Here is a 26,145-nt window from a genome sequence, read left to right as displayed (position 1 = left end):
AGGAGGTTCCTCTATGAGATTCATCTGGATAGTGACGTTGCTGGCCCTGCTCAGTCCCTGGGCGGGTGCTTGCGAGCCCAGCGCGATTGCCGCGACCAAATCTGCCGATCCGGCGCCGCTGAACATCAATGTCGCCGACGCCACCGCGCTGCAACGGCTGCGGGGTATCGGGGCGGTCAAGGCACAAGCCATCGTCGACCATCGCCAAGCCCATGGCGCCTTTGCCTCCGTGGACGAGCTGCTCGAGGTCAAGGGCATCGGCAAGGCCCTGCTGCAGCGTAACCGCGAACTCCTCAGCGTCGACTGATTTTCGGCAAACTTTAACCGGTTCTCGGCACCTTTTTACCAAGCCATTGTTTTAGCTAGATTTTTAGGATCTGGCACAGGCATTGCTCTATCTCTGACACGAGTGGGTACGGCGTCAATTTCCCGTGCCAGAGGAGCAGAGCAAAATGGTTCAAGGTGTCGAGTTCAATCGGTTGATGCTGGAAATGCGCTCCATGCAGACCGAAGCCATGGCCCGGTCGAAAGCCGTCGCAGCGCCTGCTGCCGGCGCGGAACAGGTCCAGGGTCCGAGCTTCGCCGACATGCTCAGCAAGGCCGTGGGCTCCGTCAACGAGACCCAGCAGACCGCCAGCGAGATGGCCAAGGCCTTCGAGCTGGGTCAGGGTGGCGTCGACCTCACTCAAGTCATGATCGCTTCGCAGAAGGCCAGCGTCTCCGTGCAGGCCTTGACCCAGGTACGCAACAAGTTCGTGCAGGCGTACCAAGACATCATGCAAATGTCGATTTGAGGACGGTCTAGAAAATGGCTGACGCTCTTACCAACGCCCCCGTCCCCACGACCAAGCCCGAGGCTGAAGACAAGCCCAAGAAGTCGCTGCTGGGTCTCAGCTTTCTCGACAACCTGGCCGACATGCCGCTGCTGCGGCAGATGGGGCTGCTGATCGGCCTGGCCGCCAGCGTCGCCCTGGGTTTCGCCGTGGTGCTCTGGACCCAGCAGCCGGATTATCGGCCGCTGTACACCAGCATGAATGGTCTCGACGCCAATCAGGTGCTGCAGGCCCTGGGCGCGGCCGACATCGGCTACAAGGTCGATCCGAATTCCGGCGCCCTGCTGGTCAAGTCCGATGACATTGGCCGCGCGCGCATGAAGATGGCCGCAGCCGGCATCACCCCCTCCGATGGCAATGTCGGCTTCGAGCTGCTGGACAAGGAGCAGCCGCTGGGCACCAGCCAGTTCATGGAGGCGGCCAACTATCGTCGCAGCCTGGAAGGCGAACTGGCCCGGACCATCTCCAGTCTCAACGGCATCAAGGGCGCCCGGGTACACCTGGCGATCCCGAAGAGTTCGGTGTTCGTCCGCGACGAGCGCAAGCCGAGCGCTTCTGTGCTGGTCGAGATGTATCCCGGCCGTACCCTGGATGCCGGTCAGGTCATGGCCATCATCAATCTGGTCGCCACCAGCGTGCCGGAACTGGACAAGTCCCAGGTCACCATCGTCGACCAGAAGGGGCAATTGCTGTCCGATCAGCAGAATCTTTCCGAGCTGTCGATCGCCGGCAAGCAGCTGGACTACACCCGCAAGATGGAAGGCTCCCTGACTCAGCGCGTGCAGAACATCATGCAGCCGGTGGTGGGCAACGGTCGCTTCAAGGCCGAAGTGGCTGCCGATGTGGACTTCAATGCCGTGGAGTCGACCTCCGAGCAGTTCAACCCGGATCAGCCGGCGCTGCGCAGCGAGCAGCAGAACAGCGAGCAGCGTCAGACTTCCGGCGGCGGCGCCCAGGGCGTGCCCGGTGCCCTGTCCAACCAGCCACCCGGTCCGTCCTCGACCCCGGAAAAGGCCGGTGCCCAGGGTGGCGGCGCCAACTACATCGCGCCGGGTCAGCCGCTGCGCGACGCCAATGACCAGTACATCTACGACAGCAAGACCAGCCTGCCGGCGACCCTGCCGTACCCGACCGACAAGCGTGAGCAGAACACCCGTAACTACGAGCTGGACCGCAGCATCAGCTATACCCGTCAGCAGCAGGGTCGTCTGCGTCGGCTTTCCGTCGCGGTGGTGCTGGACGATCAGGTCAAGGTCGATGCCACTGGCAAGGTCAGCCATCAGCCCTGGACCCCCGAAGACCTGGCTCGCTTCACCCGCCTGGTGCAGGATGCCGTGGGTTTCGACGCCAGCCGTGGCGACAGCGTGAGCGTGATCAACGCACCCTTCGCCCCGGTGCAGCAGGAAGAGATCGAGAGCATTCCCTTCTACCAGCAGCCCTGGTTCTGGGGGGTGATCAAGCAGGCCCTCGGCGTCCTCTTCATCCTGGTGCTAGTCTTTGGGGTACTGCGTCCGGTGCTGAAGAATCTGTCCGGCGGCAACACCAAGGACGCCGCCGCCCTGGCCGCTGCCGGTGGTGCCGGGGCCCTGGGTGCCGGTGGTCTGGATGGCCTGTCGGACGATCTGGCCGACGACAAGGTGAGCCTGGCCGGTCCGGCACCGCTGTTGCTGCCGAGCCCGAGCGAGGGCTATGACGCTCAACTGACCGCCATCAAGCAGCTGGTCAACGATGATCCGGGCCGTGTCGCCCAGGTAGTGAAGGATTGGATCAATGGCGACGAATGAAGCGCAACTTTCCAAGGTAGAGAAGGCCGCCATCTTCCTCCTGTCGCTGGGCGAAGCCGATGCCGCGCAGATCCTGCGCCACATGGGGCCCAAGGAGGTGCAGAAGGTCGGTACCGCCATGGCCCAGATGCGCAACGTCAACCGCGAGCAGGTCGAGCGGGTGCTGGGCGACTTCATCGAGGTGGTGGGCGACCAGACCAGTCTGGGCGTGGGCGCCGACGGCTACATCCGCAAGATGCTCACCCAGGCCCTGGGCGAGGACAAGGCCAGCGGCCTGATCGACCGCATCCTGCTGGGTGGCAACACCAGCGGTCTGGACAGCCTGAAGTGGATGGAGCCGCGGGCGGTGGCGGACGTGATTCGCTACGAGCACCCGCAGATCCAGGCCATAGTGGTGGCCTACCTGGATCCCGACCAGGCGGCCGAAGTCCTTGGCCACTTCGATCACAAGGTGCGCCTGGACATCGTCCTGCGCGTCTCCTCGCTGAACACCGTGCAACCGGCGGCGCTCAAGGAACTCAACCTTATCCTGGAGAAGCAGTTCTCCGGCAGCGCCAGCACCACCCGTACCGCCCTGGGTGGCGTGAAACGCGCCGCCGACATCATGAACTACCTGGACAGCTCGGTCGAAGGCCCGCTGATGGAGGCGATCCGCGACGCGGACCAGGATCTGTCGGGGCAGATTGAGGACCTGATGTTCGTCTTCGACAATCTGGCCGACGTCGACGATCGAGGCATCCAGGCGCTCTTGCGCGAGGTGTCTTCCGATGTGCTGGTGCTGGCGCTCAAGGGCGCCGACGACGGCATCAAGGAGAAGTTCTTCCGCAACATGTCCAAGCGCGCGGCGGAACTGCTGCGCGACGATCTGGAGGCCAAGGGCCCTGTGCGGCTCTCCGAGGTGGAGGGGGCGCAGAAGGAGGTGCTCGCCGTGGCCCGCCGCATGGCCGACGCCGGCGAGATCGTCCTCGGTGGCAAGGGTGGCGAGGAAATGGTCTGACGGCTTGCAAGGATTGGCCTGTGCTTTGCTAAGGTCTGGTCAGTAGCGGTTTTCTGACGGACAGGTAATGAGCAAAGAAGCGGCGAGCGAACTGATCAGAGCGCGGGATCTGGAAGCCTTCGATGTCTGGCGCCTGCCAGCCTTCGACAGCTTCGACGAGCCCGAGGTGATCCCAGCGCCCACCGCTGCCGAGCCCGAGGCCCAGCCGGAACCCCAGATCGAAGAGGTACCGGCCGAAGAGGTCCAGCCGATCACCCTCGAAGAGCTGGAGGCGATCCGTCAGGAGGCCTACAACGAGGGCTTCGCCACCGGCGAGCGCGACGGCTACCACGCTGGCCAGCTCAGGGCGCGCCAGGAAGCCGAGGCCGCGCTGGCTGCCCGGCTGGCCAGCCTGGAAACCCTGATGAGTCATCTGCTCGATCCCATCGGCGAGCAGGACCAGGCCCTGGAAGCCGGCATGGTGCAGCTGGTCCGGCACATCACCCGCGAGGTCATCCAGCGCGAACTCACGCTAGACTCCAGTCAATTGGTTCAGGTGGTGCGCACGGCGCTGAAGCTGCTGCCCATGGGGGCCGAGAACATCCGTATCCAGGTCAGCCCCCAGGACTTTGAATTGATGAAGGCCCTGCGCGATCGCCACGAGGAAAAATGGCGCATCCTCGAAGACGAGACCCTGATGCCCGGCGGCTGTCGGATCGAGACCGAGAGTAGTGTCATCGATGCCAGCATCGAGACTCGTCTGACCCAGGCCCTGACCCAGCTGGCCGAACAGCAGCGCCACCAGGCGACCCAGCCCCAGGAAGCCGATCTGCACATCGACATCGAGGATGCCTCCCATGCGTCTTGAGCGTCTGAGTTTCGAACGCCGCCTCAGCGGTTACGATGAAGCCATCCGGGTCGAACAGCAGCCGGTGATCGAAGGCCGCCTGTTGCGCATGGTCGGTCTCACCCTGGAGGCCGAAGGCCTGCGCGCCGCCGTTGGCAGTCGTTGCCGGTTGATCAATGGCGGTGGCTACCAGCCGGTGGAAGTCGAGGCCGAAGTGATGGGCTTCAACGGCAACAAGACCTTTCTCATGCCGGTGGGCAGCCTGGCCGGCATCGCCCCCGGCGCCCGGGTGGTGCCCGTGCCGGATACCGGCCGCCTGCCCATGGGGATGTCCATGCTCGGCCGCGTACTGGATGGCCTGGGCAATGCCCTGGACGGCAAGGGCCGCATGCGTGCCGAAGACTGGGTGCCGATGGATGGTCCCACCATCAACCCGCTCAAGCGTGAGCCCATCAGCGAGCCCCTGGATGTCGGCATCCGCAGCATCAACGGTTTGTTGACGGTGGGTCGCGGCCAGCGTCTCGGTCTGTTCGCCGGTACCGGCGTGGGCAAGAGCGTGCTGCTCGGCATGATGACCCGGCTGACCAAGGCCGAGATCATCGTGGTCGGGCTGATCGGCGAGCGGGGCCGCGAAGTGAAGGAATTCATCGAGCACATCCTTGGCGAGGAAGGCATCAAGCGGGCCGTGGTCGTGGCTTCGCCGGCGGACGATGCGCCCCTGCTGCGCCTGCGCGCGGCCATGTATTGCACCCGCATCGCCGAATACTTCCGCGACAAGGGCAAGAACGTGCTCCTGCTGATGGATTCCCTAACCCGCTATGCCCAGGCGCAGCGGGAGATCGCCCTGGCCATCGGCGAGCCGCCGGCGACCAAGGGCTACCCTCCGTCGGTGTTCGCCAAGCTGCCGCGCCTGGTGGAGCGGGCCGGCAACGCAGAAAAAGGTGGGGGTTCGATCACGGCGTTTTATACTGTGCTCTCGGAAGGCGACGATCAGCAGGATCCCATCGCCGACTCGGCGCGTGGCGTGCTGGATGGTCACTTCGTGCTGTCGCGGCGGCTGGCCGAGGAAGGGCACTATCCGGCGATCGACATCGAGGCGTCCATCAGCCGGGTCATGCCCCAGGTGGTGAGTCCGGAGCATCTGCGCAACGCGCAGCGCGTCAAGCAGCTCTGGTCGCTCTATCAGCAGGCCAAGGACCTGCTCAGCGTCGGTGCCTATGTGCCCGGCGGAAATGCCGAAACCGATCTGGCGATCGCCCGCTATGCGCCCATGCAGCAGTTCCTGCGCCAGGGCCTGCGCGAGAGCGAATCGCTGGAGCAGAGCGCCGCCAATCTCCAAGCCGTATTGGGAGGCTGATAGATCATGAAAGGCAGAGCCGAACGTCTGGGGCCGGTGGTGGAGATGAGCGAACGCGACGAGCGCGACGCCGCTCAGCGCCTGGGGCAATGCCAGCAGCAACTGGCCCAGGCCGAGTTCAAGCTGGGGGAATTGCAGCGCTATCGCGAGGATTACCAGCAACGGCTGGTGGTCAATGGCAGCCGTGGTGTCACCGGGCAGTGGCTGATCGGCTATCAGCGCTTTCTCAGCCAGCTGGAAGAGGCGATCGGCCAGCAGGAGCGAAACGCCCAATGGCACCGCGACGTGGTGGCCAAGGCGCGCACCCAGTGGCAGGAGCGTTATGCTCGTCTCGAAGGCCTGCGCAAGCTGGTCGAGCGCTATCGCCAGGAGCAGCGCCTGGTCGAGGACAAGCGCGAGCAGAAACAGATGGACGAGTACGCCCAGCGGGCCCGTTCGACCTATATATAGGCCGGGCCTTGCCCCTCGTCCCTTGTCTTAGCCAGTGAGAATGCCGATGTTTTCCTCCCACCTCGATCCGGAAACGCTCGCCGCCCTGCGCGACTGCATGGAGGAGGAGTACGTCGACCTCATCGAAACCTTTCTGGTCGATTGCGAAGAGCGTATCGCCGAGCTCAAGCGTAGCGTGATCGGTGCTGATGCTGAGCAGGTTCGTCAGCTGGCACACAGCTTCAAGGGCAGTGCCGGCAACATGGGCGCAGCGCCTCTGGCGCAGCTGTGTCGGGAGGTGGAGGAGGGCGCTCGGCGGCGGGCCTCCACCGCCGAGCTGGCCATGGGCATCTCCGCCATGGAGCGCGAATTCGCCATTGTCCGCATCCTGTTCAAGGTCGAGCGGCAACGCTACGCCGGCTGACTCGTCAAAGCGCTGGCGTTTGCGGCTGGCGCGTAACTTGCTAGGTATCCGAAAACCCGTCGTTCGGAGCTTTCCATGGCAGTCGTGCCCGATTTCCTTCTGAATACCGCCACCTCTCCAGCCGCTACCGGCAGGGCAGCGGCCAAGACCCCTTCCCAGGATCGCCCGGCGGCGCAGGAGCGGTTCGCCGACGTCTTTGCCCAGGAGCAGCCGCGGGAGCCGGCGCGCAGCGAAAAGCCGCGCGATACCAGCGATAGCAAGGCGCCCAGCCAGGCGCGCAAGAGCGAATCCGGGCGTGCCCGGGATGCCGATGACCAGACGCCACGCGCTGCTGATGACGACCGCACGGCGGACGCCAAGCCCCAGGCCGACAGCACCGCCAAGAGCGGCGAGCAATCGGCAGCCGCCACCGACGACAGCGGCAAGGCCTTGCCGGTGGCCAAGGACGAAGACGCCAAGGCGCCGCTCGATGCGGTACTGGATCCGCTGTTCATGTTCGGTATGACCGGTCAGCTCCCGCAGCCGGTAGCCGTGCCGGTGGCGACCGCCCAGGCCCCGACCGGGACGACCGCCGAAGCGACCACCACCGCCACCGCTACCGAGACCCCTGATCCGACAGCGGTGCTGGGCGGCGCCTTGGCCTCTGCCATTCCGGGAACCGCCACGGGAGTGGCGGCTGGCGCAACGGCCACCGCGACCAAGACCGGCGAGCAGCAGGCGCCGGATGCCGGCTTGGCGCAACTGCTGGGTCAGCTGCCTCAGGCTCAGGGTGATGCCAACAAGGCCGCCACCAACGCCAACAACCTGGCAGCAACGCAGCTGCAGGGGCTGTTGCCAGGGGATGGTACGCCCGCCCCCGCAGCGGATCAGGCGGCCAGCGCTGCGCTGGTCGCGGTCTTGGATCAGGGGGATGGCCAGGACGCGGCGGTACCGAGCAAGGCCGAGGCCTTTGCCGATAAACTCACCTCCCTATCGCAAGCGCTCAGTACGCCCGCGGCGACGGCTCGCCCGGTCACCGCCACTGTGCCTGGCCAGCCGCTCAGTCCGCAGGCCGGCAACTTCAGCGAGGCGGTGGTCGACAAGGTCATGTGGATGTCCAGCCAGAATCTCAAGACCGCCGACATCCAGATGGAACCGGCGCAACTGGGCAAGCTGGAGGTGCGCATCGACATGACCCAGGACCAGACCCAGGTCACCTTCGCCAGCCCCCACGCCGACGTGCGCGAGGCCCTGGACAATGGCAGCCAGCGGCTGCGCGAACTCTTCGCTCAGCAGGGCATGAACCTGGCCAACGTCAACGTCTCCGACCAGTCGTCCGGTCAGGCCTGGCAGCAGTCGCAGCAGGGCGGCCAGGACGACGGCTCGCGTCGGGGTCGAGGCGGTGTGGCAGGTGGTGGCGAGGAAGAAGCGGTGGCGAACGTCGCCGAAACGCGCGGCTCGGCCACGCTCGCGGCGCGCAGTCTGGTCGACTACTACGCGTGACAGGCCGCCGGCTGCCAGGTGACAGCCTCGGCCGCACCTGCTATATCCCCTTCGTATCAATAGGTTAGCTGCGTCACTCGGCAAGGGTGACGGGCAGCACAGGATTCGGTCGAGTACTTATGGCGAAGAAGCAGGCCCCTGCGGCAGAGGGTGCAGCCGCAGAAGGCAAGGGCAAGGGCAAGCTCAAACTCATCATCATCATCGTCGTGGCCCTGCTGCTGGTCATCGGGGCCTCGGTGGGCGCGACCTGGTTCCTGCTCGGCAAGAAGAGCGCCGAGCCCGAGCACGCGGCGCCGGCCGCGCCGGCGGCACCGGTGCATCTCGCCGCGGTCTACCAGGCGCTGGTGCCAGCCTTCGTGGTCAACTACAACGCTGAGGGTCGTCAGCGCTACATGCAGGTCACGGTCACCCTGATGGGACGCGACCAGGGGCAGATGGATGCGCTCAAGGCGCAATTGCCGCAGGTCCGCAACCAGCTGGTGATGCTGTTTTCCGGCCAGGACTTCAACAGCCTCCTTACCCCGGTGGGCAAAGAGATGCTGCGCCAGCAGGCCACCAGCAAGGTTCAGGAGCTGGCGAAGAAACTGACCGGCCAGACTGCCATCGAACAGGTATTGTTCACCAATCTCGTCCTGCAATAGGTAACACCATGGCCGTGCAAGATCTGCTCTCTCAGGATGAAATCGATGCCCTGCTGCACGGGGTCGACGATGGCATCGTCGAGACCGAGACCGATGCCGAGCCGGGCACCATCAAGGGCTATGACCTCACCAGCCAGGATCGCATCGTCCGCGGACGCATGCCGACTCTGGAAATGATCAACGAACGCTTCGCCCGCTACACCCGGGTCAGCATGTTCAACCTGCTGCGGCGTTCGGCGGACGTCTCCGTGGGTGGGGTGCAGGTTACCAAGTTTGGCGAGTACATCCATTCGCTATACGTCCCCACCAGCCTCAACATGGTCAAGATGAAGCCACTGCGCGGCACCGCGCTGTTCATCCTTGATGCCCGGCTGGTATTCAAGCTGGTAGACAACTTCTTTGGCGGTGACGGCCGCCACGCCAAGATCGAAGGCCGGGAATTCACCCCCACCGAACTGCGCGTGGTGCGCATGGTGCTCGACCAGTGCTTCGTCGACCTCAAGGAAGCCTGGGGCGCCATGCTCGACTGCCAGTTCGAGTACATGAACTCCGAGGTCAACCCGGCGCTGGCCAACATCGTCAGCCCCAGCGAAGTGGTGGTGGTGAGCACCTTCAACATCGAACTGGATGGCGGTGGCGGCGAACTGCACGTGACCATGCCCTATTCGATGATCGAGCCGATCCGCGAAATGCTCGACGCCGGTTTCCAGTCGGACGTGGACGACCAGGACGAACGCTGGGTCAAGGCCCTGCGCGAGGACCTGCTCGATGTGCGCGTGCCGCTGGAGGCGACGGTTGTCCGGCGCCAACTCAAACTCCGCGATATCCTCAACATGCAGCCCGGCGACGTGATTCCGGTAGAAATGCCGGAGGAAATGCTCATGCGAGCCAACGGCATGCCCACCTTCAAAGTCAAGATGGGCGCACGCAAGGGCAACCTGGCCCTGCAGATTCTCGAACCGGTCAGCCGCGGCCGCTGAGCGACAACCGTTTTCTTGTCCGGGCCGAGGCCCGGCGTAGCACGAGACCCAGACGATGGCAGACAACCCCGAAGAACAAGCCCTGGCGGATGAGTGGGCTGCGGCCCTGGTCGAGGCCGGCGACGCCAGCCAGGACGACATCGATGCCCTGATGGCCCAGGGTACCCAGGTCGAAACCCCCAAGCCGCCCAAGGCGCCGGTGGAAGAATTTGGTCAGAGCAGTGGGGGGTTGGCGGTGAGCGGCATGGAAGGTCCCAACCTGGATGTGATCCTGGACATCCCGGTGACCATCTCCATGGAGGTCGGCCACACCGATATCTCCATCCGCAACCTGCTGCAACTCAATCAGGGCTCGGTCATCGAGCTCGACCGTCTGGCTGGCGAACCGCTGGACGTGCTGGTGAATGGTACGCTGATCGCCCATGGTGAGGTGGTGGTGGTGAACGAGAAATTCGGGATCCGCCTGACCGACGTCATCAGCCCCACGGAACGTATCAAGAAGCTGCGGTGATCCATGAAGAGTCTGCTCCTGCCGCTGGGTCTCCTGCCCCTGACCGCGCGTGCTGCCGAAGCCAGTTCACCGGGGCTGGATGTGGGGGCCCAGCTCGGCCAGCTGCTGCTCGGCCTGCTGCTGGTGATCGCGCTGATTCTCGGTCTGGCCTGGCTGGTGCGCCGGGTACAGCAGCAGGGGCCACGCGGCCAGCAGCTGATCAAGGTGATCTCCACCCAGCACCTGGGGCCGCGCGAGCGGCTGGTACTGGTGCAGGTCGGTCAGGAGCAGTTGCTGATCGGCGTCGCCGGGGGGCGCATCACGCCGTTGCACAGTCTGCGCGAGCCGGTGCGGCTCGGCGAGACGGAAGCGCCGGCCCCGGAATTCGCCCAGCGCCTGCTGGAACTCATCAGCCGCGATCCCAAGGCGAAACCATGACCCCTTTGCGTCTACCGGCCGCCTTGGGACGTACCCTGGGCTGGTTGCTGGGACTGGCCGTGCTGCTGTTCGCGCCCCTGGCGCTGGCGCAGCAGGCCGGGCAGGCCAATCCGCTGTCGATTCCCGCCATCACCCTGAGTACCAATGGCGAGGGGCAGCAGGAGTATTCGGTCAGCCTGCAGATCCTGCTGATCATGACGGCGCTGAGCTTTATCCCGGCGTTCGTCATGCTGATGACCAGCTTTACCCGCATCGTCATCGTCTTCGCCATCCTGCGCCAGGCGCTGGGGCTACAGACCACGCCGTCCAACCAGGTGCTGGTGGGCATGGCGCTGTTTCTCTCGCTGTTCATCATGGCGCCGGTGTTCGACCGTATCAACACCACCGCCGTGCAGCCCTATCTCAACGAGCAGCTCAGTGCCCAGGACGCCATCGCCCGGGCCCAGGTGCCGATGAAGGACTTCATGCTGGGACAGACCCGGCAATCGGACCTGGAGCTGTTCATGCGGCTGTCCAAGCGCACCGACATCCCCAGCGCCGATCAGGCACCGCTGTCGATCCTGGTGCCGGCCTTCGTCACCTCCGAACTCAAGACCGCCTTCCAGATCGGCTTCATGATCTTCATTCCCTTCCTGGTCATCGATCTGGTGATCGCCAGCGTGCTGATGGCCATGGGCATGATGATGCTGTCGCCGATGATCATCTCCCTGCCGTTCAAGCTGATGCTGTTCGTGCTGGTGGATGGCTGGGCATTGATCATGGGCACCCTGGCCAGCAGCTTCGGCACCGTCTAGCGGTGCCCCCTTTGCGTGGAGAAGCGAAATGACCCCTGAAGTCGCCGTCGACCTGTTCCGCCAGGGTCTCTGGCTCACCGCGCTGCTGGTAACGGTGCTGGTGGTGCCGAGTCTGATCGTCGGTTTGATCGTGGCGGTCTTCCAGGCCGCGACCCAGATCAACGAACAGACCCTGAGCTTTCTGCCACGCCTGATCGTCACCCTGTTGACGCTGATCGTCCTGGGACCCTGGATGATCAGGCAGTTGATGGAATTCATCCAAACCTCGGTCGCCAACATCCCGCGGCTGATCGGCTAGGCCATGCTGGCCCTCAGCGACGCGCAGATCGGCGGCTGGGTCGGCAGCTTCCTGTTTCCGCTGTTCCGCATCGCCGCGCTGCTGATGACCATGCCGATCATCGGCACCACCCTGGTCCCGGTGCGGGTGCGGATGTACCTGGCCCTGGCCCTGAGCCTGGTGCTGGTGCCGACCCTGCCGCCGATGCCGCAGGTGGACGCCATCAGTCCCCAGGCCCTGCCGCTGATCGTCGAGCAGATCCTCATCGGCGCGGTGATGGGGTTCAGCCTGCAGCTGTTCTTCCATGTCTTCGTGGTGGCGGGGCAGATCATTTCCACTCAGGCGGGCCTGAGCTTCGCGTCCATGATCGATCCGGTCAACGGCGCCTCGGCCCCGGTCATGGGGCAGTTCTTCACCATGCTGGTGACGCTGCTGTTCCTGGCCATGAACGGTCATCTGGTGGTGTTCGAGATCCTCGCGGAAAGCTTCGTCACCCTGCCGGTGGGCGATACCCTGAGCGTCGAGCACTTCTGGCAGATCGCCGGACGACTGGGCTGGGTCCTAGGCGCCGGCGTCCTGCTGGTGCTGCCGGCCATCACCGCGTTGCTGGTGGTCAATATCGCCTTCGGCATCATGACCCGCGCCGCACCGCAGCTGAACATCTTTTCCGTCGGCATGCCGCTGATCGTGGTGCTGGGCATGGTCATTGTCTGGCTCGGTACCGCCGATATCCTCTCTCATTATGAAAGTCTCGCCAGCGAGGCGCTGCGATGGCTGCGCGAACTCGCCCGAGCCCGCTAGGAGATACGCCACATGGCTGAATCCGATGGCGAAGACCGCACAGAAGACCCCACGGAGAAACGCAAGCGTGATTCCCGGGAGGAGGGTCAGCTCCCGCGATCACGCGAACTCGGTACGGTGGCGGTCATGCTCTCGGGAGTCGGCGGCCTGCTGATGTATGGCGCCTTTCTGGGCGGCAAGCTGCTGGAGGTGATGCGCAGCAACTTCTCACTGCGGCGCGAAGAGGTCATGGACGAGCGCTTCATGGGCACCTTCCTGCTGGCCTCGGGCAAGGCGGCGATGATCGGGATGCTGCCGATGATCGTCCTGGTGGTGATCGCCGCCATCATCGGTCATATCGCCCTGGGCGGCTTCCTGTTTTCCGGCAAGATGCTCGCGCCCAAGCCGAGCCGGATGAATCCCATGTCCGGCATCGCCCGGATGTTTTCCAAGAATTCCCTGGTGGAATTGCTCAAGGCCCTGGGCAAGTTCTTCATCATCCTCGGCGTGTCGGTACTGGTGCTGATGAGCGAGCGCACGGCGCTGTTGCAGATCGCCAAGCTGCCGACCGAGCAGGCGCTGCTGCACAGCATGCAGGTGGTGGGGCATGCCACCCTGCTGCTGGCCCTGGGATTGCTGATCATCGCCGCCGTGGACGTACCCTTTCAGATCTTCAGCAATCGCAAGAAGCTGATGATGACCAAGCAGGAGATCAAGGACGAGTACAAGGACAGCGAGGGCAAGCCGGAGGTCAAGGGCAAGATCCGCCAGATGCAGCGGGAGATGGCGCAGCGGCGGATGATGGCCGAGGTACCCAATGCCGATGTGGTCATCACCAACCCGACCCACTTCGCCGTGGCGCTCAAGTACGACGCGGCCAAGGGCGGGGCGCCCGTACTGGTGGCCAAGGGCAGCGACTTCACCGCGCTGAAGATCCGCGAGATCGCCCAGGAGCACCAGGTCTCGCTGCTGGAGTCGCCGGGACTGGCGCGGGCGGTGTATTTCTCAACCGAGGTGGATCAGGAGATCCCGGCCGGTCTCTACGTCGCCGTGGCTCAGGTCCTGGCCTATGTCTATCAGCTCCGGCAGTTCCGTGCGGGGCGCGGGCGCAAGCCCAAGCTGTCCGATCTGCCCATCCCGCCAGATTTGCGGCGGGATGAGGAGGGGAAGGCGCCTACTTGATGACGCCGCAGGCGACACGGGCGCCGCCACCGCCCAGGGGTTTGGGCTGGTCGGAGTAGTTGTCGCCACCGGCATGCACCATCAACGCATGCCCCTTGATCTCTTCCAGACGTTTCAGCCGCGGCGCCAGTACCGGCTGGGTGGCCTGGCCGTCGGCGGTCACATAGAGCGCCGGCAATTCGCCCAGGTGACCGTCGTCCGACCAGGGCGCGCTGTGCTTGCCGGTATTGCGTGGATCCAGGTGGCCGCCCGCGGCGCCCCCGGCGGTCAGGGTGCCGTTCACCTCGGCCGCGCCGCAGTTGGGCTTGGTATGGACATGGAAGCCGTGGATGCCGGGCTCCAGGCCCTTGAGGTCGGGGGTAAAGACCAGACCGTACTTGGAACGGGTCACCTGCACGCTGCCGACGCTTTCGCCTACACCGTCGGTGGTGACCTTGTTCAGCGGGATCGTCAGGGATTCGGCCGCCTGGGCGGTACCGACCAGGCAGGTGGCCAACAGCGTCGCGGTCCAGATTTTCATGGTGATGTTCCTCGGATAGGCGCGCTAGCGCGGGTCCCTAGACAGACTCATGGCCTGTGCCCGCGGTTCAGCCAGCGGCTCAGGCGATCCGTAACCAGTCCTGTATCACCCGCGGGAAAACCTCGCTGATTCAAGGTCTTGAGCAGTTGGCCCGGAGCTTGCTCAAGCCCCTGCGAACAGTGCGCTGCGTCAACTTTCCGTGACGCCGGCACCGGCAAGCGAGGAATGGGTGTGAAAGTCGACAAATCCCTGATGATGGGCAACATGCGTGGTCTGGCGCGCGGCAACCTGGGCGTGCCGCTGGCCGTCTTGGCGATGCTCGCCATGATGACCCTGCCGATGCCGCCGTTCCTGCTGGACGTGCTGTTCACCTTCAACATCGCCCTGTCGATCGTGGTCCTGCTCGTCAGCGTCTATGCCCTACGGCCGCTGGATTTCGCGGTCTTCCCGACCATTCTGCTGGTTTCGACCCTGCTGCGCCTGGCGCTGAACGTGGCCTCGAGCCGCGTGGTGCTGCTGCATGGCCAGGACGGCCACGACGCCGCGGGCAAGGTCATCCAGGCCTTCGGCGAGGTGGTGGTCGGCGGTAACTACGTGGTCGGTGCGGTGGTGTTCGCCATCCTCATGATCATCAACTTCGTGGTGGTGACCAAGGGTGCCGGCCGCATCTCCGAGGTGTCGGCGCGCTTCACCCTCGACGCCATGCCCGGCAAGCAGATGGCCATCGACGCCGACCTCAATGCCGGCATCATCGACCAGGCCGAAGCCAAGAAGCGCCGGACCGAAGTGGGCCAGGAAGCCGACTTCTACGGCTCCATGGACGGTGCCAGCAAGTTCGTCCGCGGTGACGCCGTCGCCGGCCTGCTGATCCTCTTCATCAACCTCATCGGCGGCATGGCCATCGGCATGGCCCAGCACGGTCTGCCGTTCGGCGAAGCGGCGCGCATCTACGCCCTGCTGACCATCGGTGACGGTCTGGTCGCCCAGGTTCCCTCGCTGCTGCTGTCGGTCGCTGCCGCCATCATGGTGACCCGGGTGTCCTCGTCGGAAGACATGGGCCAGCAGGTCAATCGTCAGATGTTCGCCTCGCCCAAGGCGCTGGCGGTCTCGGCCTTCATCATCATCGCCATGGGCCTGGTCCCGGGCATGCCGCACCTGCCGTTCCTCGGCCTGGGCGGCGCCGCCGCCGCCGGTGCCTGGCTGATCCACAAGCGCCAGCGTCAGGCCAAGCAGACCGCCGAGGTCGAAGCCAAGAAGCAACAGGACCTGGCCCCCGTGCAGCGCCCGGCCGAGGCCAAGGAGCTGGGCTGGGACGACGTGACCCCGGTGGACATGGTCGGTCTGGAAGTCGGCTACCGCCTGATCCCCATGGTCGATCGCAACCAGGGTGGCCAGCTGCTGGCGCGGATCAAGGGCGTGCGCAAGAAGCTGTCCCAGGACCTCGGTTTCCTCATGCCTTCGGTGCACATCCGCGACAACCTGGACCTGCTGCCCAACGCCTATCGTCTGACTCTTATGGGGGTGAGCGTGGCCGAAGCCGAGATCTATCCCGATCGTGAGCTGGCCATCAACCCCGGCCAGGTCTATGGCACCCTCAATGGCGTCGCCGCCAAGGATCCGGCATTCGGTCTGGAGGCCGTCTGGATCGACGTCACCCAGCGCGACCAGGCTCAGTCCCTCGGTTACACCGTGGTCGACGCCAGTACCGTGGTCGCCACCCACCTCAACCAGGTGCTCTTCAAGCACGCCCACGAGCTGATCGGCCACGAGGAAGTCCAGCAATTGCTGCAGGTGCTGGCCAAGAGCTCGCCCAAGCTGGCCGAAGAACTGGTGCCCGGCATCGTCTCCCTGTCGACCCTGCTCAAGATCCTCCAGCAGCTGTTGCAGGAGCAGGTACCGGTCCGTGACATCCGTACCATCGCCGAAGCCATCGCCAATGTCGGGCCGCGGAGTCAAGATCCCGCCGCCATCGCCGGTGCCGTGCGCGTCGCCCTGTCCCGCGCAATCGTCCAGAACATCGTAGGAATGGAGCCTGAGCTGCCTGTTATCACCCTTGAACCAAGGTTGGAACAGATGTTGCTAAGTAGTATGCAGAAGGCCGGTCAAGGCGCCGAGGACGGCATGTTCCTCGAACCTGGCATGGCCGAAAAACTGCAGCGTTCCCTCGTCGAGGCGGCGCAGCGTCAGGAAATGATGGGTAAGCCAGTGGTGCTGCTGGTAGCCGGTGCGATCCGCGGGATGATGTCCCGCTTCGCCCGGATGGCGGCACCGAACATGAGTGTGCTGGCCTACCAGGAAATTCCGGACAACAAGCAGGTCACCATCGTCGCTACCGTTGGCCAGAATGGCTGAGGTCTAGATCATGCAAGTCAAACGTTTCTTCGCCGCCGATATGCGTCAAGCCATGAAGCTGGTACGCGACGAGCTGGGCCCGGACGCTGCCATCCTCAGCAACCGCCGGGTCGCCGGCGGGGTCGAGCTGACCGCGGCGCTGGACTACCAGGCTCCGGCACCGGCCGCGCCCAACGCGGAGCTGCAGGCGGAGTTGCGCAAGACCCATGCGAAGATCGCCCAGGCCCATGCCGACCTCAGTATCCGTGCGCCGGGCGTCCCCTCGGCCGCGCCGAAGGACAAGCAACTGCTCGGCGCCATCAGCGCCGCCGACAGCCGCCGCGAGCCGGTGATCGCGCCGCCGCGTGCCCCCGAGCCGGCCGCCGCCGCGCCTGCCGCCAGTGCCGCGCCGGAAGACCGGCGTGCCCTGGAAGCCATGCGCAGCGAGCTCAGCGGCCTGCGTGAACTGCTGGAAGTCCAGCTCGGCTCCATGGCCTGGACCCAGGTACAGTCCACCCGTCCGCAGCAGGCTGGCCTCTGGCGTCGCCTGCAGCGCATGGGCCTGCCGGCCGATCTGGCCCGGCACCTGCTCGACAGCGTGGCCAAGATCCAGGATCCGCGCCATGCCTGGCGCATGCTGCTGGCCAACTTCGCCCAGCTGGCCAAGACCACCGACGCCAAGATCCTGGAGGAGGGCGGTGTCGTCGCCTTCGTCGGCCCGGCCGGCATGGGCAAGACCACCACCCTGGCCAAGCTCGCCGCCAATTACGTGCTCAAGTACGGCCCCCAGAGCCTGGCGCTGGTCAGCATGGACAGCTTCCGCATCGGTGCCCAGGAGCAGATCAAGACCCTGGGCCGCATCCTCGACGTGCCCGTCACCCTGGTCGATCCTGGCCAGTCCCTGGCACAGGCCCTGGCCCCCCTGGCGCGCAAGCGCCTGGTGCTGATCGACACCGCGGGCATGCCCGCCAACGATCCGGCGCTCAAGGCGCAGCTCGAAGCCCTGGCCAACCGCCAGCTGAAGATTCGCAACTACCTGGTGCTGGGCGTCACCAGCCAGAGCCAGGTGCTCAAGGCGGCCTACCACAGCTATCGGCGCTGCGGCCTGAGCGGCTGCGTGCTGACCAAGCTGGACGAAGCCGCCAGCCTCGGCGAAGCCCTGGGCTTGGCCATCAGCCAGCGCCTGCCGGTGGCCTACATCGCCGACGGCCCGCGCATCCCGGACGACCTGCATCCGGCGCGCAGCCACCAGTTGGTAAGCCGCGCCGTGAGCCTGCAGGCACCCGAGGAGCCGAGCGAAGAAACCATGGCTGGCATGCTGGCCGGCCTGTATCAGAGCAATGCCCGCCGCGCCGGTTAGCGCAGACGAACGGTAGTGGTGCATCGCATGCCTGGGCACGCCAAATGCACTTGGTCTAAAGTGTGACGGATTTCAATCAAAGGTATCAGGCAATGGGTAGCATGCATCCCGTCCAAGTCATAGCGGTCACGGGCGGTAAAGGCGGTGTCGGCAAGACCAACGTGTCGGTCAACCTGGCCTTGGCCCTGGCCGATATCGGGCGGCGCGTCATGCTGCTCGACGCCGACCTGGGCCTTGCCAACATCGACGTTCTGCTCGGCCTGTCGCCCAAGCGCACCCTGGCCGACGTCATCTCCGGCGAGTGCGAGCTGCGCGACGTGTTGCTGCACGGCCCGGGCGGCATCCGCATCGTCCCGGCGGCCTCGGGCACCCAGGCGATGGTCAATCTGACGCCGGCCCAGCACGCCGGTCTGATCCAGGCCTTCAGCGACATCAGCGAGAACCTCGACGTGCTCATCGTCGATACCGCTGCCGGCATCGGCGATCAGGTGGTCAGCTTCGTTCGCGCCGCCCAGGAAGTCCTGGTGGTGGTGTGCGACGAACCCACTTCCATCACCGACGCCTACGCGCTGATCAAGCTGCTCAATCGCGATCATGGCGTCACCCGGTTCCGGGTTCTGGCGAACATGGCGCTGACGCCCCAGGAAGGTCGCAATCTCTTTGCTAAGCTGACCAAGGTGACCGACAGATTCCTGGATGTCGCCCTGCAATACGTGGGCGCCATTCCGTTCGATGAGGCGGTGCGCAAAGCCGTGCAGAAGCAGCGCCCCGTGTTTGAAGCCTTTCCGCGTGCCAAGGCCTCGCTGGCCTTTCGTGCGGTGGCCCAGAAAGTCGATGGCTGGCCGCTGCCCGCCAATCCGCGCGGCCATCTCGAGTTCTTTGTCGAGCGCCTTGTGCAACCAGCCATCGGTACCCACGCATGACAGCATCCAGCGGGCTTCGCATGTACAGCAAAACCTCGGAACGTACCCAGCAGGAGCAACTCATCAACCGCTATGCGCCGTTGGTGAAACGCATCGCCTACCACCTCCTGGCGCGTCTGCCGGCCAGCGTGCAGGTCGAGGACCTGATGCAGGCCGGCATGATCGGGCTGCTTGAGGCCTCACGCAAATATGACGCCGGCAAGGGCGCCAGCTTCGAGACCTACGCTGGCATCCGCATCCGCGGCGCCATGCTCGACGAAGTGCGCAAGGGTGACTGGGCGCCACGCTCCGTGCATCGCAACACGCGTATGGTCACCGACGCCATTCGCGCCGTGGAAGCGCGGACGGGTCGCGACGCTAAAGATTCCGAGGTCGCGGCCGAACTTAAATTGAGTCTGGATGAGTACTACGGCATCCTTGGCGACACCATGGGGAGTCGCCTGTTCAGTTTCGACGACCTCATGGAGGGTGGTGAGCATGGGCTCGAGGAGAGCGGTTCGCATGAACTCGAACCCGGTCGCGGTCTGGAAGATCAGCGCTTCCGCAAGGCCCTGGCCGACGCCATCGCCAATCTTCCGGAGCGTGAACGTCTGGTGCTCTCGCTGTATTACGACGAGGAACTCAACCTCAAGGAAATCGGCGAGGTGCTGGGCGTGAGCGAGTCACGCGTCTGCCAGCTTCACAGTCAATGCGCGGCACGCCTGCGGGCGCGGCTGGCGGAATGGCGTTCGCGTTAACCGGATGGTACTCAGGCTACTACGATTGCTTAGACGCGCCTCGTGGCGTGTGTGCGGATTAGGACGGAGGTCGACTTGGACAAGAACATGAAAATCCTCATCGTGGACGATTTTTCCACGATGAGACGCATCATCAAGAATTTGCTGCGCGATCTGGGATTCACCAATACCGCCGAAGCAGACGACGGCAACACCGCACTGCCGATGTTGCAGAGCGGCAACTTCGATTTTCTCGTCACCGACTGGAACATGCCTGGCATGACCGGCATCGACCTGCTGCGTCAGGTCCGCGCCGACGCGCGGCTGAAGACCTTGCCGGTGCTGATGGTGACCGCCGAAGCCAAGCGCGAGCAGATCATCGAGGCCGCTCAGGCCGGCGTGAACGGCTATGTGGTCAAGCCTTTCACCGCCCAGGTGCTGAAAGAAAAGATCGACAAGATCTTCGAGCGGGTGAACGGCTGAAGAAAGCCGCGGGGACGTTATGGATCAGCTTGGCTCCACCAGCTTCAGCGACTTCGAGTCGAATCTCAAACAGCACGCCCAAGAGTTGGTGAAATGCCTGGAAAGCGGCGATTTCACCCAGGCCGTGCATGTCATCAACGAGCTCAATCAACTGCGTGACCGGGGGCTCTACCAGGAAGTCGGCAAGCTGACCCGCGAGCTGCACAACGCCATCGTCAACTTCGAGATCGATCCGCGCGGCATGGCCGGCGAAGAGGTCTCCCAGATCAGCGATGCCACCGATCGTCTCTCCTACGTGGTGAAGATGACCGAGAACGCCGCCAACCGGACCATGGATCTGGTGGAGGAGAGTGCCCCGCTGGTAGGTAACTTCGGTGACGAAGCCCGTGCCGTGCATGCCGACTGGAAGAAGTTCATGCGCCGGGAAATGGGCGCGGACGAATTCCGCGAGTTGGCCAAGCGCGTCGATGCCTTTCTCAGCCACAGCGAGAGCAGCGCCGAACAACTGTCGTCCAAGCTCAACGACATCCTCCTGGCGCAGGATTACCAGGACCTCACCGGTCAGGTGATCAAACGCGTGGTCAACCTCGTCGGGCAGATCGAGAAAGACCTCGTCAAGCTGGTGATGATGGCCAGCCAGGTCGATCGTTATACCGGCTTCAGTCACGATCACACCGCGCTGATCGAACAGAATCGAAAAGAAAAGACGATGAAGGGTGAAGGTCCGCAGATTCATGCCGATAAGCGTGAAGACGTCGTGGCCGCTCAGGTCGACGTCGACGATCTTCTATCCAGTCTGGGCTTCTGACCCAGACCCTCTTGGGGAGTGCAGGAATGAGCTTCGACGCCGATGAAGAAATCCTCCAGGATTTCCTGGTAGAGGCCGGCGAGATTCTCGAACAGTTGTCCGAACAATTGGTCGAGCTGGAAAGCCGCCCGGATGACATGGATCTGCTGAACGCCATTTTCCGTGGCTTCCATACCGTAAAGGGCGGTGCCGGTTTCCTGCAGCTCCATACCCTGGTCGAGTGCTGCCATATCGCGGAAAACGTATTCGACATCCTGCGCAAGGGCGAACGCCGCGTGGATGCCGAGCTGATGGATGTGGTGCTGCAGGCACTGGATTCCGTCAACGAGATGTTCGGTCAAGTCCGTGAACGAGAAGAGCCGACCCCGGCCTCGCCTGAATTGCTGGCGGCCCTGGCCCGCCTGGCCGAGCCCGCTGGCAGCGAGCCGGCGCCGGTCCCGGCTGCGCCCGTGACTGCCACCCCGGTCGTGGCCGCAGCGCCCGCGCCGACCGCCCCGGCGGCCGCCGAGCCGGAGCTGAGCGATGCCGATTTCCAGAATTTGCTCGATGCCCTGGGCAGCGAGCCGAGCGCGGCAGCGGCAACGCCTGCGGCCGCCAGTGGCGACGACATCACCGATGACGAATTCGAGGCCCTGCTCGATCAGTTGCATGGCAAGGGCAAGTTCAACGAGGCACCGGCCACCGCGCCGGTTGTCGCTGCGGCTCCTGCCGTGGCTGCGGCTGGTGGCGACGACATCACCGACGACGAATTCGAGGCTCTGCTCGACGAATTGCACGGCAAGGGCAAGTTCGTCGCGGACGAGGCCGCGGCACCGGTTGCAGCAGCGCCTGCTGCGGCGGCTCCAGCCGCCGCGACGGGCGGTGACGAGATCACCGACGACGAATTCGAATCCCTACTCGACGAATTGCACGGCAAGGGCAAGTTCAGCGGTCCTGCGGTAGCCGCCGAGTCCGTGGCTGCGCCCGTTGCGGCAGCGCCGGCGCCCGTCGCCGCGCCTCAGCCCGCGCCGGCACCTGCACCGAAGCCGACGCCAGTCGCCGAGGCCGCGGCGCCCAAGCCTGCGGTGGCGGCAGCGCCTGCCGAGCGTCCCACCAGCGAGGCGGAGACCACCGTGCGGGTCGATACCGCGCGCCTGGACGAGATCATGAACATGGTCGGTGAACTGGTGCTGGTGCGTAACCGCCTGGTCCGCCTGGGCCTGAACAGCGGCGACGAGGCCATGGCCAAGGCCGTGTCCAACCTCGACGTGGTCACCGCCGACCTGCAGACCTCGGTCATGAAGACCCGGATGCAGCCGATCAAGAAGGTCTTTGGCCGTTTCCCGCGCCTGGTCCGCGATCTGGCGCGCAGTCTGAAGAAAGAGATCAACCTGGAGCTGGTGGGCGAAGAAACCGACCTGGACAAGAACCTGGTCGAGGCCCTGGCCGATCCGCTGGTGCACCTGGTGCGCAACGCGGTCGACCACGGCATCGAAGGCCCTGCCGAGCGCGAAGAGAACGGCAAGTCCCGCGCCGGACGGGTGGTGCTCTCCGCCGAGCAGGAAGGCGACCACATCCTCCTGTCGATCTCCGACGACGGCAAGGGCATGGACGCGGATCTGCTGCGCAACAAGGCAGTGGAGAAGGGCCTGCTCGACCGCGACGCGGCCGATCGTCTGACCGAGACCGAGTGCTTCAACCTGATCTTCGCTCCAGGTTTCTCCACCAAGGCCGAGATCTCCGACATCTCCGGCCGCGGCGTGGGCATGGACGTGGTCAAGACCAAGATCAGCCAGCTCAACGGTACCCTGAACGTCTACTCGACCAAGGGCCAGGGCTCCAAGATCGTCATCAAGGTGCCCCTGACCCTGGCGATCATGCCGACGCTGATGGTGATGCTGGGCAACCAGGCCTTCGCCTTCCCGCTGGTCAACGTCAACGAGATCTTCCACCTCGACCTGTCCCGCACCAACGTGGTGGACGGCCAGGAAGTGGTGGTGGTGCGCGACAAGGCGCTGCCGCTGTTCTACCTCAAGCGCTGGCTGGTGCCCAATGCAGCCCATGTCGAGCAGGGGGAAGGGCATGTGGTGATCCTCTCGGTAGGCACCCAGCGCATCGGCTTCGTGGTCGATCAGCTGGTGGGCCAGGAAGAGGTGGTCATCAAGCCCCTCGGCAAGATGCTGCAGGGCACGCCCGGCATGTCCGGGGCTACCATCACCGGCGACGGGCGCATCGCGCTCATCCTCGATGTGCCCAGCATGCTCAAGCGCTACGCCCGTCGCGGGCTCTGAGTCGGCCAGGTACGAGCGGCGTCGGGCCCGTTCTCGGCGCCATTGGGTGGCCTGCGCCGCCCCAGGTTAGGAGTTTCAACGTATGCCGGTAAAAGTACTGGTGGTGGACGATTCCGGCTTCTTCCGGCGTCGGCTCAAGGAAATCCTGGCGGCCGATCCCAACATCTCGGTGGTGGGCACGGCCAGCAACGGGCGCGAAGGGGTCGATCAGGCCCTGGCGCTGCGACCCGATGTCATCACCATGGACTACGAGATGCCGATGATGGACGGCATCACCGCGGTCCGCCACATCATGCAGAAGTGCCCGACCCCGGTGCTGATGTTCTCCTCGCTCACCCATGAAGGCGCCCGGGTCACCCTGGATGCCCTGGATGCCGGCGCGGTGGACTACCTGCCGAAGAATTTCGAGGACATCTCGCGCAATCCGGCCAGCGTGCAAAAGCTGCTGTGCGAGAAGATCCACCATATCGCCCGTTCCAACCGGCGCTTCGCCGTGGCCCCCAGCGTCGCGCCGGCGGTGCCCACTGGTGCCTCGGCCGCGCCTGCTGCTGCCCGCCCGGCACCACGTCCGGCGGCGCCCAGCGGCGCCCAGTCCGCGCATGCGCCCGTGGCTCCGGCTTCGCCGCCGCCCAAGCGCAAGCACTATCGCCTGGTGGCGATCGGCACTTCCACCGGTGGCCCGGTGGCCCTGCAGCGGGTGCTCACCCAGCTGCCAGCCAATTTCCCGGCGCCGCTGGTGCTGATCCAACACATGCCCGCGGCCTTCACCAAGGCCTTCGCCGAGCGTCTGGACAAGCTCTGCCGCATCAGCGTCAAGGAAGCCGAGGATGGCGACCAGTTGCGTCCGGGGCTGGCCTTGCTGGCACCCGGCGGCAAGCAGATGATGGTGGACGGTCGCGGGATGGTGAAGATCCTGCCCGGCGACGAGCGCCTCAACTACAAGCCTTGCGTCGACGTGACTTTTGGCTCCGCGGCCAAGGCCTATGCCGACAAGGTGCTGGCAGTGGTCCTGACCGGCATGGGCGCCGACGGTCGCGAAGGCGCGCGGATGCTCAAGCAGGTCGGCAGCCAGGTATGGGCCCAGGACGAAGCCAGTTGCGTCATCTACGGCATGCCCATGGCCATCGCCAAGGCCAATCTGGCCGATGCCATCTATGGCCTGGACGACATCGGCAGACACCTGACCGAGGCCTGTTCGTGACGCCAGACGTTCACCGGCCGGAAGGGCATTGAGCGTGGACGTGCTCAGTCTCATCGGCATCCTGCTGGCCTTTACCGCCATCATGGGTGGCAACCTGCTGGAGGGCGGTTCCTTTACCGCCCTGGCCAATGGACCGGCCGCGCTGATCGTGGTCGGCGGCACCCTGGGCGCCGTCCTGCTGCAGACCCGCCTGCCGGTGCTGCGCCGCGCCCTGACCATGCTGGCCTGGGTGTTCGTGCCGCCACGGCTGGACCTCGTCGGCGGCATCCGCAAGGTGGTCAACTGGAGCAACGTGGCGCGCAAGGAAGGCCTGCTGGGCCTCGAACCCCTGGTCGCCCGCGAAGCCGATCCCTATGCCGCCAAAGGCCTGCAGTTGCTGGTGGACGGCACCGAACCGGAAGCCCTGCGCAGCATTCTCGAAGTGGACCTCTACGGCCAGGAAGACCGTGACATCGCCGCCGCCAAGGTCTACGAGGCCATGGGGGGCTATGCGCCCACGGTAGGCATCATCGGTGCGGTGATGGGCCTGATCCACGTCATGCAGAATCTGGCCGATCCCTCGCAACTGGGCAGCGGCATCGCCGTGGCCTTCGTCGCCACCATCTATGGCGTCGGCTTCGCCAACCTGCTGTTGCTGCCCGTCGGCAACAAGCTTAAGGCGCTGGCTCAGCAACAGTCCCGCTATCGGGAAATGTTGCTGGAAGGCCTGATGTCCATTGGCGAGGGCGAGAATCCCCGCTCCATCGAAATGAAGCTGCAAGGTTTTCTGGACTAGTGCGGTGTATCAGAAGTTATATACACAATTTTGGCGGCGCTTTTTTGGCCTGGGCGGTGTTGCCACTCCTCGCCATAGCCCTGCTATGACTCGTCGCGGCGCCTGGCCCAGATCAAAAAATCACTCGCCAATTCTTGTGCGAACTCCTGATACACCACACTAGAGGACGCCGCATGCCTCGTCGTCGTCGCCGTCCCGAAGAACACGAGAACCACGAACGCTGGCTGGTCTCCTACGCCGACTTCATCACCCTGCTGTTCGCTTTCTTCGTGGTCATGTATTCCATCTCCTCGCTGAATGAGAGCAAGTACAAGGTGCTCTCGGACAGCCTCTCGGGCATCTTCAGCCAGCCAGAGCGCTCGCTCAAACCCATCCCCCTCGGCGACCAGCGTCCGGCGGGCGTGACGCCGACGGTGATGGATGCGAGCGCCGCTCAACCGGCCAAGGGCACCCCCAGCGATCCGCTGCAGCAGATCGCCGACAGCGTGCGAGCCACCTTCGGCGATCTCATCGCCGGTGACCAGCTGAACATCAAGGCCAGTGAAATGTGGCTGGAAATCGAGCTCAGCTCCAATCTGCTCTTCGCCAGTGGCGATTCGCTGCCGAGCAATCCCGCCTTCGGTCTCATGGAGAAGGTGGCCAAGATTCTGGCGCCGTTCAAGAATCCGATCCAGGTACAGGGCTACACGGACGACCGCCCCATCAGCACAGCGCTGTACCCCACTAATTGGGAACTGTCGGCGGCCCGAGCCGCCAGTATCGTGCGGCTGCTGATCGGCAATGGCATCGCCCCGCAACGCTTGGCCGTGGTGGGCTATGGCGCCTATCAGCCGGTGGTCGACAACACCAGTGACGTCAATCGAGCCCGTAATCGGCGGGTCGTCCTGCTGATCTCGCGCAATCTCGACCTGTTCCGGCCGCAGAGCACCTTGCAAAATTCGTCGACTGGCACACAATCTGCAGCATCGCCTGGAGAACCGGCGCCCAAGGTGGCGCCTGTCAAATCTTCGTCGCCGGCTGCTACGCCGGCACCTTGACCCGGCT

At 64.7% G+C, this 26,145-nt stretch carries 28 protein-coding genes; 27 read left to right on the top strand and 1 reads right to left on the bottom strand.

Annotation, left to right across the window (positions count from 1 at the left end; genetic code table 11):
- The first annotated feature begins 13 nt into the window (after positions 1–13).
- The 17 genes from FEZ61_RS14865 to flhB all read left to right on the top strand — a co-directional run bounded on the left by FEZ61_RS14865 (position 14) and on the right by flhB (position 13,714).
- Positions 14–307: a ComEA family DNA-binding protein gene (locus tag FEZ61_RS14865; RefSeq protein ID WP_173149256.1), complete on the top strand. Its 294-nt coding sequence runs from the start codon at positions 14–16 to the stop codon at positions 305–307.
- A gap of 145 nt (positions 308–452) precedes the next feature.
- Positions 453–794: a flagellar hook-basal body complex protein FliE gene (fliE, locus tag FEZ61_RS14860; protein WP_173149254.1), complete on the top strand. Its 342-nt coding sequence runs from the start codon at positions 453–455 to the stop codon at positions 792–794.
- 14 nt (positions 795–808) lie between these two features.
- Positions 809–2,617 (top strand): flagellar basal-body MS-ring/collar protein FliF, encoded by a 1,809-nt coding sequence (fliF, locus tag FEZ61_RS14855; RefSeq protein ID WP_173149252.1) that lies wholly within the window; start codon positions 809–811, stop codon positions 2,615–2,617.
- Entirely contained in the window at positions 2,604–3,614 is a 1,011-nt protein-coding gene (gene fliG / locus FEZ61_RS14850) for a flagellar motor switch protein FliG (protein WP_017642070.1), read from the top strand. The genes fliF and fliG overlap by 14 nt, the downstream gene beginning before the upstream one ends.
- Positions 3,615–3,681: 67 nt before the next feature.
- Complete coding sequence (gene fliH / locus FEZ61_RS14845; protein WP_017642071.1) at positions 3,682–4,461, top strand: flagellar assembly protein FliH; 780 nt, start codon at positions 3,682–3,684, stop codon at positions 4,459–4,461.
- Positions 4,451–5,797 carry a flagellar protein export ATPase FliI gene (gene fliI / locus FEZ61_RS14840; protein WP_093254830.1) on the top strand — a complete coding sequence of 449 codons (1,347 nt, stop codon included), beginning with the start codon at positions 4,451–4,453 and terminating at the stop codon, positions 5,795–5,797. The genes fliH and fliI overlap by 11 nt, the downstream gene beginning before the upstream one ends.
- A gap of 6 nt (positions 5,798–5,803) precedes the next feature.
- Positions 5,804–6,247 (top strand): flagellar export protein FliJ, encoded by a 444-nt coding sequence (fliJ, locus tag FEZ61_RS14835; protein WP_017642073.1) that lies wholly within the window; start codon positions 5,804–5,806, stop codon positions 6,245–6,247.
- 46 nt (positions 6,248–6,293) lie between these two features.
- Positions 6,294–6,650, top strand: a complete 357-nt coding sequence (locus tag FEZ61_RS14830; protein WP_017642074.1) for an Hpt domain-containing protein — start codon at positions 6,294–6,296, stop codon at positions 6,648–6,650.
- A gap of 75 nt (positions 6,651–6,725) precedes the next feature.
- Positions 6,726–8,132: a flagellar hook-length control protein FliK gene (locus FEZ61_RS14825; RefSeq protein ID WP_017642075.1), complete on the top strand. Its 1,407-nt coding sequence runs from the start codon at positions 6,726–6,728 to the stop codon at positions 8,130–8,132.
- 119 nt (positions 8,133–8,251) lie between these two features.
- Positions 8,252–8,773 carry a flagellar basal body-associated protein FliL gene (gene fliL, locus FEZ61_RS14820; protein WP_017642076.1) on the top strand — a complete coding sequence of 174 codons (522 nt, stop codon included), beginning with the start codon at positions 8,252–8,254 and terminating at the stop codon, positions 8,771–8,773.
- 8 nt (positions 8,774–8,781) lie between these two features.
- The gene (gene fliM, locus FEZ61_RS14815) at positions 8,782–9,753 is read left to right on the top strand and encodes a flagellar motor switch protein FliM (RefSeq protein ID WP_017642077.1); all 972 of its coding nucleotides are present in this window, start codon (positions 8,782–8,784) and stop codon (positions 9,751–9,753) included.
- A gap of 55 nt (positions 9,754–9,808) precedes the next feature.
- Positions 9,809–10,264: a flagellar motor switch protein FliN gene (fliN, locus tag FEZ61_RS14810; RefSeq protein WP_017642078.1), complete on the top strand. Its 456-nt coding sequence runs from the start codon at positions 9,809–9,811 to the stop codon at positions 10,262–10,264.
- A gap of 3 nt (positions 10,265–10,267) precedes the next feature.
- Complete coding sequence (gene fliO / locus FEZ61_RS14805; RefSeq protein ID WP_160923475.1) at positions 10,268–10,681, top strand: flagellar biosynthetic protein FliO; 414 nt, start codon at positions 10,268–10,270, stop codon at positions 10,679–10,681.
- The gene (gene fliP, locus FEZ61_RS14800) at positions 10,678–11,475 is read left to right on the top strand and encodes a flagellar type III secretion system pore protein FliP (protein WP_173149250.1); all 798 of its coding nucleotides are present in this window, start codon (positions 10,678–10,680) and stop codon (positions 11,473–11,475) included. Before fliO ends, fliP begins: the two co-directional genes overlap by 4 nt.
- Before the next feature lie 28 nt (positions 11,476–11,503).
- The gene (gene fliQ, locus FEZ61_RS14795) at positions 11,504–11,773 is read left to right on the top strand and encodes a flagellar biosynthesis protein FliQ (RefSeq protein ID WP_017642081.1); all 270 of its coding nucleotides are present in this window, start codon (positions 11,504–11,506) and stop codon (positions 11,771–11,773) included.
- 3 nt (positions 11,774–11,776) lie between these two features.
- Complete coding sequence (gene fliR, locus FEZ61_RS14790; RefSeq protein WP_173149248.1) at positions 11,777–12,553, top strand: flagellar biosynthetic protein FliR; 777 nt, start codon at positions 11,777–11,779, stop codon at positions 12,551–12,553.
- A gap of 12 nt (positions 12,554–12,565) precedes the next feature.
- Positions 12,566–13,714, top strand: coding sequence for a flagellar biosynthesis protein FlhB (gene flhB, locus FEZ61_RS14785; protein ID WP_064308324.1), 1,149 nt, complete (start codon positions 12,566–12,568; stop codon positions 13,712–13,714).
- On the opposite strand, the gene sodC is transcribed toward flhB, so the two are convergent.
- Positions 13,707–14,234, bottom strand: coding sequence for a superoxide dismutase family protein (sodC, locus tag FEZ61_RS14780; protein WP_173149246.1), 528 nt, complete (start codon positions 14,232–14,234; stop codon positions 13,707–13,709). The two genes, flhB and sodC, sit on opposite strands and share 8 nt — an antisense overlap.
- Positions 14,235–14,486: 252 nt before the next feature.
- On the opposite strand from sodC, the gene flhA reads away from it, so the two are divergent.
- The 10 genes from flhA (at position 14,487) to motD (ending at position 26,138) form a co-directional block, all read left to right on the top strand.
- Positions 14,487–16,586: a flagellar biosynthesis protein FlhA gene (gene flhA, locus FEZ61_RS14775; RefSeq protein ID WP_231893071.1), complete on the top strand. Its 2,100-nt coding sequence runs from the start codon at positions 14,487–14,489 to the stop codon at positions 16,584–16,586.
- 10 nt (positions 16,587–16,596) lie between these two features.
- Positions 16,597–17,925, top strand: coding sequence for a flagellar biosynthesis protein FlhF (flhF, locus tag FEZ61_RS14770; protein WP_173149244.1), 1,329 nt, complete (start codon positions 16,597–16,599; stop codon positions 17,923–17,925).
- A gap of 92 nt (positions 17,926–18,017) precedes the next feature.
- Positions 18,018–18,848, top strand: a complete 831-nt coding sequence (gene fleN / locus FEZ61_RS14765; protein WP_017642087.1) for a flagellar synthesis regulator FleN — start codon at positions 18,018–18,020, stop codon at positions 18,846–18,848.
- Positions 18,845–19,585 (top strand): RNA polymerase sigma factor FliA, encoded by a 741-nt coding sequence (gene fliA / locus FEZ61_RS14760; RefSeq protein ID WP_026083964.1) that lies wholly within the window; start codon positions 18,845–18,847, stop codon positions 19,583–19,585. The genes fleN and fliA overlap by 4 nt, the downstream gene beginning before the upstream one ends.
- An 87-nt stretch (positions 19,586–19,672) precedes the next feature.
- The gene (locus tag FEZ61_RS14755; RefSeq protein ID WP_169853335.1) at positions 19,673–20,047 is read left to right on the top strand and encodes a chemotaxis response regulator CheY; all 375 of its coding nucleotides are present in this window, start codon (positions 19,673–19,675) and stop codon (positions 20,045–20,047) included.
- 19 nt (positions 20,048–20,066) lie between these two features.
- Positions 20,067–20,855, top strand: coding sequence for a protein phosphatase CheZ (locus FEZ61_RS14750; protein ID WP_017642089.1), 789 nt, complete (start codon positions 20,067–20,069; stop codon positions 20,853–20,855).
- Between the two features lie 26 nt (positions 20,856–20,881).
- Entirely contained in the window at positions 20,882–23,125 is a 2,244-nt protein-coding gene (locus FEZ61_RS14745; RefSeq protein ID WP_173149242.1) for a chemotaxis protein CheA, read from the top strand.
- Between the two features lie 82 nt (positions 23,126–23,207).
- Positions 23,208–24,326 carry a chemotaxis response regulator protein-glutamate methylesterase gene (locus FEZ61_RS14740; protein WP_017642091.1) on the top strand — a complete coding sequence of 373 codons (1,119 nt, stop codon included), beginning with the start codon at positions 23,208–23,210 and terminating at the stop codon, positions 24,324–24,326.
- A 34-nt stretch (positions 24,327–24,360) separates the two neighbouring features.
- Positions 24,361–25,101, top strand: a complete 741-nt coding sequence (locus tag FEZ61_RS14735) for a flagellar motor protein (RefSeq protein ID WP_026083965.1) — start codon at positions 24,361–24,363, stop codon at positions 25,099–25,101.
- Positions 25,102–25,274: 173 nt separating this feature from the next.
- The gene (motD, locus tag FEZ61_RS14730; RefSeq protein ID WP_017642093.1) at positions 25,275–26,138 is read left to right on the top strand and encodes a flagellar motor protein MotD; all 864 of its coding nucleotides are present in this window, start codon (positions 25,275–25,277) and stop codon (positions 26,136–26,138) included.
- Positions 26,139–26,145 lie beyond the last annotated feature (7 nt).

The sequence above is a fragment of the Pseudomonas sp. MS15a(2019) genome, from assembly GCF_013277805.1.
In the GTDB taxonomy this organism is placed as follows: domain Bacteria; phylum Pseudomonadota; class Gammaproteobacteria; order Pseudomonadales; family Pseudomonadaceae; genus Chryseomonas; species Chryseomonas benzopyrenica.
Note: the sequence above shows the minus strand (reverse complement) of the source record. Positions and strands in the feature narration are given on the sequence as shown.

What these genes read in the sequence shown, in the direction of transcription:
- FEZ61_RS14865 (WP_173149256.1), top strand. Translation starts at nt 14, where the DNA reads ATGAGATTCATCTGGATAGTGACGTTGCTGGCCCTGCTCAGTCCCTGG.
- fliE (WP_173149254.1), top strand. Translation starts at nt 453, where the DNA reads ATGGTTCAAGGTGTCGAGTTCAATCGGTTGATGCTGGAAATGCGCTCC.
- fliF (WP_173149252.1), top strand. Translation starts at nt 809, where the DNA reads ATGGCTGACGCTCTTACCAACGCCCCCGTCCCCACGACCAAGCCCGAG.
- fliG (WP_017642070.1), top strand. Translation starts at nt 2,604, where the DNA reads ATGGCGACGAATGAAGCGCAACTTTCCAAGGTAGAGAAGGCCGCCATC.
- fliH (WP_017642071.1), top strand. Translation starts at nt 3,682, where the DNA reads ATGAGCAAAGAAGCGGCGAGCGAACTGATCAGAGCGCGGGATCTGGAA.
- fliI (WP_093254830.1), top strand. Translation starts at nt 4,451, where the DNA reads ATGCGTCTTGAGCGTCTGAGTTTCGAACGCCGCCTCAGCGGTTACGAT.
- fliJ (WP_017642073.1), top strand. Translation starts at nt 5,804, where the DNA reads ATGAAAGGCAGAGCCGAACGTCTGGGGCCGGTGGTGGAGATGAGCGAA.
- FEZ61_RS14830 (WP_017642074.1), top strand. Translation starts at nt 6,294, where the DNA reads ATGTTTTCCTCCCACCTCGATCCGGAAACGCTCGCCGCCCTGCGCGAC.
- FEZ61_RS14825 (WP_017642075.1), top strand. Translation starts at nt 6,726, where the DNA reads ATGGCAGTCGTGCCCGATTTCCTTCTGAATACCGCCACCTCTCCAGCC.
- fliL (WP_017642076.1), top strand. Translation starts at nt 8,252, where the DNA reads ATGGCGAAGAAGCAGGCCCCTGCGGCAGAGGGTGCAGCCGCAGAAGGC.
- fliM (WP_017642077.1), top strand. Translation starts at nt 8,782, where the DNA reads ATGGCCGTGCAAGATCTGCTCTCTCAGGATGAAATCGATGCCCTGCTG.
- fliN (WP_017642078.1), top strand. Translation starts at nt 9,809, where the DNA reads ATGGCAGACAACCCCGAAGAACAAGCCCTGGCGGATGAGTGGGCTGCG.
- fliO (WP_160923475.1), top strand. Translation starts at nt 10,268, where the DNA reads ATGAAGAGTCTGCTCCTGCCGCTGGGTCTCCTGCCCCTGACCGCGCGT.
- fliP (WP_173149250.1), top strand. Translation starts at nt 10,678, where the DNA reads ATGACCCCTTTGCGTCTACCGGCCGCCTTGGGACGTACCCTGGGCTGG.
- fliQ (WP_017642081.1), top strand. Translation starts at nt 11,504, where the DNA reads ATGACCCCTGAAGTCGCCGTCGACCTGTTCCGCCAGGGTCTCTGGCTC.
- fliR (WP_173149248.1), top strand. Translation starts at nt 11,777, where the DNA reads ATGCTGGCCCTCAGCGACGCGCAGATCGGCGGCTGGGTCGGCAGCTTC.
- flhB (WP_064308324.1), top strand. Translation starts at nt 12,566, where the DNA reads ATGGCTGAATCCGATGGCGAAGACCGCACAGAAGACCCCACGGAGAAA.
- sodC (WP_173149246.1), bottom strand. Translation starts at nt 14,234, where the DNA reads ATGAAAATCTGGACCGCGACGCTGTTGGCCACCTGCCTGGTCGGTACC.
- flhA (WP_231893071.1), top strand. Translation starts at nt 14,487, where the DNA reads ATGATGGGCAACATGCGTGGTCTGGCGCGCGGCAACCTGGGCGTGCCG.
- flhF (WP_173149244.1), top strand. Translation starts at nt 16,597, where the DNA reads ATGCAAGTCAAACGTTTCTTCGCCGCCGATATGCGTCAAGCCATGAAG.
- fleN (WP_017642087.1), top strand. Translation starts at nt 18,018, where the DNA reads ATGGGTAGCATGCATCCCGTCCAAGTCATAGCGGTCACGGGCGGTAAA.
- fliA (WP_026083964.1), top strand. Translation starts at nt 18,845, where the DNA reads ATGACAGCATCCAGCGGGCTTCGCATGTACAGCAAAACCTCGGAACGT.
- FEZ61_RS14755 (WP_169853335.1), top strand. Translation starts at nt 19,673, where the DNA reads ATGAAAATCCTCATCGTGGACGATTTTTCCACGATGAGACGCATCATC.
- FEZ61_RS14750 (WP_017642089.1), top strand. Translation starts at nt 20,067, where the DNA reads ATGGATCAGCTTGGCTCCACCAGCTTCAGCGACTTCGAGTCGAATCTC.
- FEZ61_RS14745 (WP_173149242.1), top strand. Translation starts at nt 20,882, where the DNA reads ATGAGCTTCGACGCCGATGAAGAAATCCTCCAGGATTTCCTGGTAGAG.
- FEZ61_RS14740 (WP_017642091.1), top strand. Translation starts at nt 23,208, where the DNA reads ATGCCGGTAAAAGTACTGGTGGTGGACGATTCCGGCTTCTTCCGGCGT.
- motD (WP_017642093.1), top strand. Translation starts at nt 25,275, where the DNA reads ATGCCTCGTCGTCGTCGCCGTCCCGAAGAACACGAGAACCACGAACGC.